This window comes from Streptomyces sp. HSW2009, from assembly GCF_040240285.1.
Lineage (GTDB): Bacteria > Actinomycetota > Actinomycetes > Streptomycetales > Streptomycetaceae > Streptomyces.
On sequence record NZ_JBEHZD010000374.1, the window covers coordinates 1 to 8,076 of the forward strand.

Genomic DNA, 8,076 nt, shown 5'->3' on the forward strand with positions numbered 1-8,076 from the left:
GGGGTGAGCGGTGAGGTGTAGTTCTCGCCCTCGGCCAGGGGGGTTTCCAGGGTGAGTCCGGCCTTGGCCATGCGGTCGTACTCGGCGAGCACGAGGCGCCTGGTGCGGTACTCGCCGTAGTCACGGATCTCGTTGTGCTTCAGGCCGCCGTTCTCGGTCTGGAATGACTCCAGGATGTACTCGGTGTCTTCGCGGGAGACCCCGTAGAGGTGGAAGAAGTATGCGTCCAACTCGGCGCGGAGCTGGGTGCGGCGGTCCTCGTTCCACTGGAAAGGGGCGCCGGTGTCGCCGAGGTCGCGGGCCAGGGGTTCCATGTCCCACGCGGTGTAGACGAGTTCGAGGGTGCGAGGGGTGAGGAAGGGGGTGTGGGGGGAGAGGGTGTCGGGGTGGGGGACGGGGAGCTGCTTCCAGGTCATGAGTGCCATGTGGATGCCCCCGACCTTTTGACGGGCCACGAAGTCGAAGACCAGAGACGACTGGGCAGCGACCATGGAAGCGGTAAGTGCCGCCGGGCCGTCAGGGAACATGAGGGGGAACGTGTGGCCTGCGCCTACCTTCGGAAGAAACGCCGGGATCGCCGTCCGCTCATCGGTGGTACGGGCCACGTCACGCCATCCCAGTAGCCAGTCGTGTTCCCACTCAAGCTCGTCAAGCCGCAGGTCTACCCCTGGGGCGTTGACCTGCTTACGGTTACGCACCGTTTGGATTCGCCCCGACTCTTGAACCCAGTAACGAGGCATTCCTGAGCCGTGCGGGTCCTTCTTTTCCTCTAGTGAAACGCGTCTGTAGTCGTTGTTGCCCATGTCGACGTAGCTGTTCCAGCGGTGATCGAAGAGGTGGACCATCTTACCGTCATACTGGGGAAGCATTCGCTCCATTCCCCGCACAAAGGTGTTTCCCTGGGCCTCCCATCCGTTGTCCTCCAACTGCTTCCTGGTTCGGAAGACATCAGAGTCATCGGTGGTGTTGAAGAGATTCTTGAACGCAATGTTCCATGGGTTTCCATCGATCAGCTGTTCCTTGACAAGAACCGGGATGCGTCGTTGAATCCCGGCAGTGAGATCCGCATCCCGTCGAGTCCGAAAAACCGGAAGTGTCCCCGTGTTCGGATTGATGAGTTCAATCTCCTCAGGAGAGAGGTCGAACACGGAATCCCTCTCCGTGAGCTCATCCGGGTGCCCCAAGAAGAACGCGAACCGCGCCGCCAACTCCTTCAAACCTCGCCCCGCGAGCGAGACCAGAGAGAACTGATAGCGGGAGTCCACGGCCGGGAAGAACGTTGTGCGCCGCCCGTTCTCGAAGTCATACAGGTGCTTCACCGCACCCCGCCGCGTCAGATCCTGGAACAGGAACTGTGCTCCCGCCCCCGTAGCGATCTGAGTAGGGACCACGGTTCCGCAGCGCCCCTTCGGTGCCGTGATGGAGACGAATCGCTCAGTGAACAACTGATCGGTCTGCAGGGAGTTGACGCCCTTGACCGACAAGCCCCGCCTCAACTGCGGATAGGCCCCCGACGACCCCAAGAACAAGAACGACGACTTCACCCGCCGTCGTGCCGCGAAGTACCGCGCGCCCGCGTCCTCGTTCTCCTCGCGCGCCGCCCACTCTGCGATGGCCGCCCGCCGCTTCGTCCCGGAGATCTCCGCGAGTGACGGTTCAACGACGCTGAAGTACTTTTTGTCCTCGAAATCCACCTTGTCCCACGGCGGGTTCCCCAACACGCAATCGAATCCCCCGGCCCACCCCGTCACAGGGTCGACCTCAGCCCCTTCCCTCTCCAGGTCCTCCGGCACCACGAACACATCCGGAAACTCCAAGTGCCAGTGGAAGAAGTCGTATTCCTGTCGCAGCCGGATGATTCCGTCGTGCGTCTCCCCCGCGGCGCCCGCCCCCTCCTCTGAGGAATGGAGCGACATGAAGACCTGGTGTGTCACCGGCGGCGGCGCGTCCTCCGTCTTCTTCCACATGAACGCCGCACACCACGCGTCCGCGAGATGCAGCGCATTGACGTATGCGGACGACTCCACCCACTTCCGATACCGAGCCGCCAGCCTCCGGACCTGCCCGACATCATCGGTCTCGGCGTTCTCGATCAGGTCTCGCAACCCGTCGGCGAAGGCCGCGTTTGTCACGCTGACCTCCTCCGTCATCGCGGTGTCGAGGCGGACGATCCCCTCGTGCTCCTCCTTGTTGCGCTTCATCCAGTCCCGGGCGACAGCCGCCTTGTCACCCTCCACGGCCTTGAACGCCTGGTCGGGAATGCCGGCCCGCAGCAAGGCAGGCGTGGCACCGATCAGCCCGTTCCCGTGCTTGATGCGCGCGTCCAGGAATCCCAGCGCCTTCCCCGGCTCCAGCGCCTCCATCCACAGCGAGACCTTCGCCAACTCCACCGCCATGGGGTTGAGGTCGACGCCGTACACGCAGCGCTCGATCACCTCGTGCAGCGCGTGCCGCATGGCGCCCTCACTGGGCTCCGGAGCCCGCTCCCGTACAGCCGCCACCCGCTTGGCGATCCGCCGCGCCGCCGCGACCAGGAAGTGCCCGGAGCCGCAGGCGGGGTCGCACACCGTCAGCGCGAGCAACTCGGCGACGATTGTGTCCCGCGCGTCCGCCGCCTTCGCCTCTGCCGCTTTCTCCTCCCCCCGTGCGACCGCGGCGTCTATCACCGGGTCGAGCGTGGAGTCGAGCAACACGTCCACCAGCGAGCTGGGCGTGTAGTACGAACCCGTCTTCTTGCGCTCGTTGCCGGCCCGGACGGTGAGTTCGAAAGTGCGGGCACTCGCGCTGTACTTGGGGACGAGTTCGAGCAACGACTCGTAGATCGCGCCCAGTTCCTCGGCATCCAGAGTGCGGTAGTCGACACTACGCCAGCGCCTGGCCTCCGTGTCGCGGACGACCGCCAGGTGGCGTACGGCGGCCATCAGGTGTTCGTTGGACAGGGACAGGCCACGCAGAGGGGCGTCCTCGTCCTTGTCGTCGAACAGCCCGCCCAGACCCGGCAGGCCCAGCTCCGGACGGCCGTTCTCGTCGCCGAGTGCATCGAGCACGATGCGAAGGCTCTGGTAGCGGTCCGTGTGCGAGGTGCCCTGGCGTTTGCGGGCGTGGTCGCGCAGGCGTGCTGTGGAGAAGTAGCGGGCGTAGCGGACCCGTGCCGTTTCCGTGGCGTCGGGCATGTGCAGGGCGCCGCGGTCCTCGGCGACGAACACGAACAGCAGGCGGTAGACGAGCCGAAGAAGGGCGGCGTGGTAGGCCTCAGCGTCCATCTTCTCGCGCAGGACCGTGTTCGCCGGGTGCTTAAGGAAGCCCGTGCCGAGTTCCTTGAGCGCGCTGCGTACGCCTTCGCTGATGTCGTCCAGGAAGCGTGCGCCGAGCCGGATCGCAGCATCACGCCACACTTCCAGCCAGCAGGTCCGCTGGCCCGCGCCGTCCCGCCCGACGAAGCGTGATGCATGCAGCAGTCGGTACAGCAGCACGAACTCGCTGAACAGCTCACCGTCGAAGACGGCTTCCAGGTCGAACTCGACGTACGCGGTCGTGGACAAGGCGTTCGAGTCGCGCAAGAGCCGCAGCTGGCGGCCGTTGGTGAGCAGAGCCCAGACATGCGACTCGTTGCGGTTCAGGGCTTCCTGGAGCACCGACTGAGGGGCCGGGAGGCCCACGCCCTGGCGCTTGCCAAGGTCTGTCTGCCAGGGCACCAAGTGGATGAGCGTCTCGTCGCGGCGGTGGCTGACCAGGAAGGACTTGCTGCCGTCGTCCGCGCTGATGCCGTCCGGGCCGACCGGGGTGAGCTGCCCGAAGCCCAGTGCTTCGAAGAGCGGCTCCACCCAGTTGGGCCGGGCGTACCCCGTGCTGTCGGCGTGTACGGAGGACTGCGGTGCGGCGGGCAGCTTCTCGCGCAGTTCACGCCACAGGGACTTGAGGTTGTCCCAGTGGCGTTCTGCCTCGTCGCGTACGGAGCGTGAGCCGGGGATGCGGTAGTCCGCCGGCGTGAGGCCCTTGAACTCCTTCGTCGCGCCAGTGCCCTTGGTGGCTTCGGCCAAGCGCACGAGGAGGTCGGAGGGGAGTAGTCCGCCGACCGGATGGATCGCGGAGAAGCCCTGGTTGCGGGAGGTGGCAGACATCAGGCGGTGGCTCCAGCCGCGGTGTCGGTGCCGGTGATGTCGGCGGTGGTGGGCAGATATACGTAGGCGCCGAGAATGTCGGCGTGCGGCTGGGCGACGACGCTCAGACCGCGGACGATCTCACCGGACGCTGCACGCACCCTGCGGTGCGACGCGTCCAGCTCGGCCGCCAGTTCGTCGCCGTAGCCGGCCATGTGGTCGGCGAGGTCCGGGAGCTGATCGAGGAGCCGGGTCATCGTGCGCACCCCGAGGTTCGGCTTCGTGTTGCCGTCCGCTGACACGTCCAGGAGTGCGATCGCCTGCTCGGGGGAGAGCCACTGTGCTTTGCGAGCGGGCCCTTCGAAGGCGAGAAGCCGGGCATCCTCCGCCACCAGCTGCTTGCTGCCGTGGCGAGAGGGCAAGGTGAGGTGGAAGCGGTAGCGGACCAGGAGCAGTGTCGTCATGGTGGACACCGCGTCCGTGGTGATCACCCCGCAGCGGCGGGCCGGACGCGCGCCCTCCGCCTGAAGGTCGAGTGCGGCGTTGAGGACGTGGGTGGCCAGCGCACCGACGACCGGGTCGGTGCGGACGAGCGCGGCCTCGCCGCGCGTGATCGCCGGATCGGCGCGGAAGGTGATGGGGCGGTCCTGCTCGACCACCTCGGCGCCCACGACCGGAGCCAGTGCGTCCCGCAGTCCGGCGGGCGTCCCGCCCACCTGCGCGGTGAAGTTCTCGCCGCCGTCGCGCAGTACCGCTCCCAGAGCTTCCAGGGACGCACGGACGAACGTGTCGATCTCGCCCGCGCCACCCAGGGCCGCACGGATCGCGGTCACCTCGCGGGCGACCTCCTCGGGGTGCACGGAGCGCTGTGCGAAGCGGGAGCGCGACGTCCGCTCCCGTTCGGCAGCGGAGTTCCAGTCGCTCTCGATCTGCGCCGACAGGCCCTTGAGCGCGTCGGAGCCGAACAGGGTGTCCTGTTCACCCTGGCGACCGCGCATTAGTAGCCACTCGACGATGGCGTCGGTGACGCCGGTCGACGTCTCGTCGGGGACGGAGACCGAGATGCCGAGATCCTTTTTGATCTGCCGGTGCTTCTTGATCAGGACTTCCAGGACCTTGCCGTCGATGCCGTTGTCCTCGCCGTACACGGTGACGACACGGACCTCGTTCTTGCGCTGCCCGTAGCGGTCGACGCGGCCCTCCCGCTGGTCATGACGGGTCGGGTTCCAGGCGAGGTCGTAGTGGACGACGGCATCGAAGTGGTGCTGCAGGTTGACGCCCTCGGAGAGGCAGTCGGTGGCGATCAGGACGCGGCGGGCCGCACCGTCCTCGCCGGCCTCGGCGGCGAGTTCCTCGATGCGCTCGATGCGCTGCTGGGGTGAGAGAGTGCCGGTGACTGCCTTTACCACCGCCTTCGCACCGAGCGGGCTGCGCTTCTTGGATTCCTTGTCCGGGGCCAGTTGGTCGGCCAGGTACTCGGCCGTCTGGATGTAACGGCAGAAGACGATCGGGTTGTGGCCGTCGGCGAGCAGCGCCTTGAGGTGCTTGATCAGGGCTTTGAGCTTGAGATCCTCGGTCGGGCCCTCCAACTGGTCCGCGCGTTCGGCTAGTTCCGCGAGCCGCGTTCGGTGGTGAGCGTCCTGCGGCTCGTCTCCCGTCTCCGCACCCGGGGGGACATCCATGCCCTCCATGGCATCACTGTCCGCGGCGTCCTGGGTGAGCGGCGCCGCGAGCTTGTCGGCCTCCTCGGCGGAGCCGGCGATCGCCGCGGCGGACCGGGTCCGCAGCGTCTTCGCTGCCGCGCGCGGAGAGGAGACCAGGGTCCGCAGCAGGGCGATCGCCGACCACCAGGCGATACGTGCCTCGCGCTTGCCCCTGGCATCGGCGGCCTCTACTCGCTCACCCGCGTACGCGATGGCGTCATCGAGAAGGGCCCGGTACGCGGGGGAGAGCTTGTACGTCTCGTCCTTGAAGTACCGGTCCGAAGGAAACGCGGTTCGCTCGGCCAGGCTGTCGTCGCTGAGCCCGTCCTCCTTGGTCAGGTACTGGCGCACATCGGCCCGCTTGCGGGCCACGAAGTACGGTGCGAGCCGCTTCCTGCCCGCCTCCGAATCCAGGTCCACCTGAGCGAGTTCGGGCTTGACCAGAGCCAGGAGATTGCGGAACGCGGACTCCTTGCCGCTGTGTGGAGTCGCCGTCACCAGGATCAGATGCCGTGATTCGTCCGCGGACACTCGGCGCAGTAGTTCATGACGGAGCTGGCTCTGAGCGGACGCGACGGTTTCGTCGGCGGTCACGCAGGTGTGCGCCTCGTCGACGATCACGAGATCGGGGCAGTGCCGTACGAAGTCGGTCCGGTGACGCGGCGACTTGATGAAGTCCGTCGAGACGATGACGTTCGGATGCTTGTCGAAGAGGGACTGGCCCAGATCGAGACCGCGCTCCAGGCGGGAGACGGTCGAGGAGAGCACCAGCTCGGCGTCGATGCCGAACTTCGTGCGCAGCTCCTCCTGCCATTGCTCGGCGAGAGCCGGTGAGCACAGCACCGCAAGACCCGTCGCCTCACCCTGGGCAAGGAGCTCACTCGCCACGAGACCGGCCTCGATGGTCTTGCCGATGCCGACGTCGTCGGAGATCAGCATGCGCACCGTCTGATGGCGCATCGCCATCAGCAAGGGCACCAGCTGGTAGGCGCGCGGATCGACGGCGATCCCGGCGAGCGAGCGGAACGGGCCCGCGCCGGAGTGGAAACCGATCCGCAGCGCCGTCCGCAGTAGTCCCGCCGCCCGCTGGTTTCCCAGGTCAGTGGGCTCGGGCGGCGTGAACCTGGCCTCCTCCACGTCCTCGAACTCGAAAGGCAGGACTGCCGCAATGTCGTCGTCCGATCCCCCTAGAGGGCGCAGCACCAGCAGGTCCGGCTTGCTCTCAGGAAGGACGACCCACTCGCGGCCGCGTGCCTTCACCAAAGATCCGGCGGAATATGTGCGTTCCATGGAAGTCGTCAAGTCCTTGGTGAAGAGTGTCAGTTGGTGGCCGGATTGCCGAAGTACTCGCCGTTCTCGGTGGCGATGGTGTCCCAGTCCCCGCCCTGCGGGAAGCGGATGACGTCCCAGCCGGCGCTGAAGAGCCGGTCCTCGGCATCCTCGTCGCGCAGAGCATCGGGCTCGACATCGGCGCCGTCGACGAAGACGGCGAGCTTTGCGTCGGGGAAGCGGTAAACGAAGTCCGGTTGCGCGTGGGCCTCCGTCAGGAACGTGCCCGGCTCGTCGGGCAGACGCACCCCGCGAGTCCTGGCCCAGCCGAGGAAGTCACCCCGCTCGATCAGATCGGCGATGGATGCCTCGACCGCGGTCGGCTCGACGGCAGGCGCAGGAGCCGCACCGGAGGGGGCCACCGTGAGCAGGCGGCGGTACTGCTCCGAGCGTGACTCGCCGCGCCCCTCTCGCCGAACGGTGGCCGAGGCCAGGTCTACCAGGAGCTTCTTCGTCGTGTGCCGATTGATGACCGCGTGGCTGAGTTGGTTCGCATAGGTAAGCAGGCACTCGTAGCAGCCCAGAGCACATGGGCGCTCGGGGTGCGGACCGCCGGTGTCGGAGCCGTCAGGACGGAAATGGCAGATGTCCAGGGCGCGCTCCGCGGCCTTCGCCAGGGCCTTGGGCTCTGCCTGCAGGCGGCGCAGGACCCCGGCGCCGCCCTCAGCGGCCTCGGTGAACAGAATGCGGCGGCGAGGCCCATCGTCCGGCGGCAGCAACTCGGCGGAGAGTTCCGCGTCCTCCAGCTCGAACGTGGCCTCGATACCCCGCTCCAGCGCGTACATCAACGACAGCGCGATGTTCTCCGGCAAGGCTTCCACCAGCGTCAGCACGAGAATGTTCCGACGGTCCTCGACGTACGGGATGACCCGCTTCTTGCGGCGACGCTCATTGCCGTCCGCGTCGATGACGGGGAGCTCACTGGAGTCCCCGGACGCCTCGGC

General features: G+C 67.0%; 3 protein-coding genes. All 3 read right to left on the reverse strand.

Translation table 11 applies throughout. The annotated features are described in order from the left end of the window. Window positions 1-4,121 (reverse strand): Eco57I restriction-modification methylase domain-containing protein (locus tag AAHZ94_RS23700; RefSeq protein WP_349995034.1); only part of this gene is annotated, 4,121 nt, incomplete at its 3' end. Next, window positions 4,121-7,093 carry a DUF8741 domain-containing protein gene (locus AAHZ94_RS23705; RefSeq protein ID WP_349995036.1) on the reverse strand — a complete coding sequence of 991 codons (2,973 nt, stop codon included), beginning with the start codon at window positions 7,091-7,093 and terminating at the stop codon, window positions 4,121-4,123. The genes AAHZ94_RS23705 and AAHZ94_RS23700, both read right to left, overlap by 1 nt. A 29-nt stretch (window positions 7,094-7,122) precedes the next feature. Beyond that, window positions 7,123-8,076: MrfA Zn-binding domain-containing protein (locus tag AAHZ94_RS23710; protein WP_349995038.1), on the reverse strand; the 954-nt coding region annotated here is incomplete at its 5' end.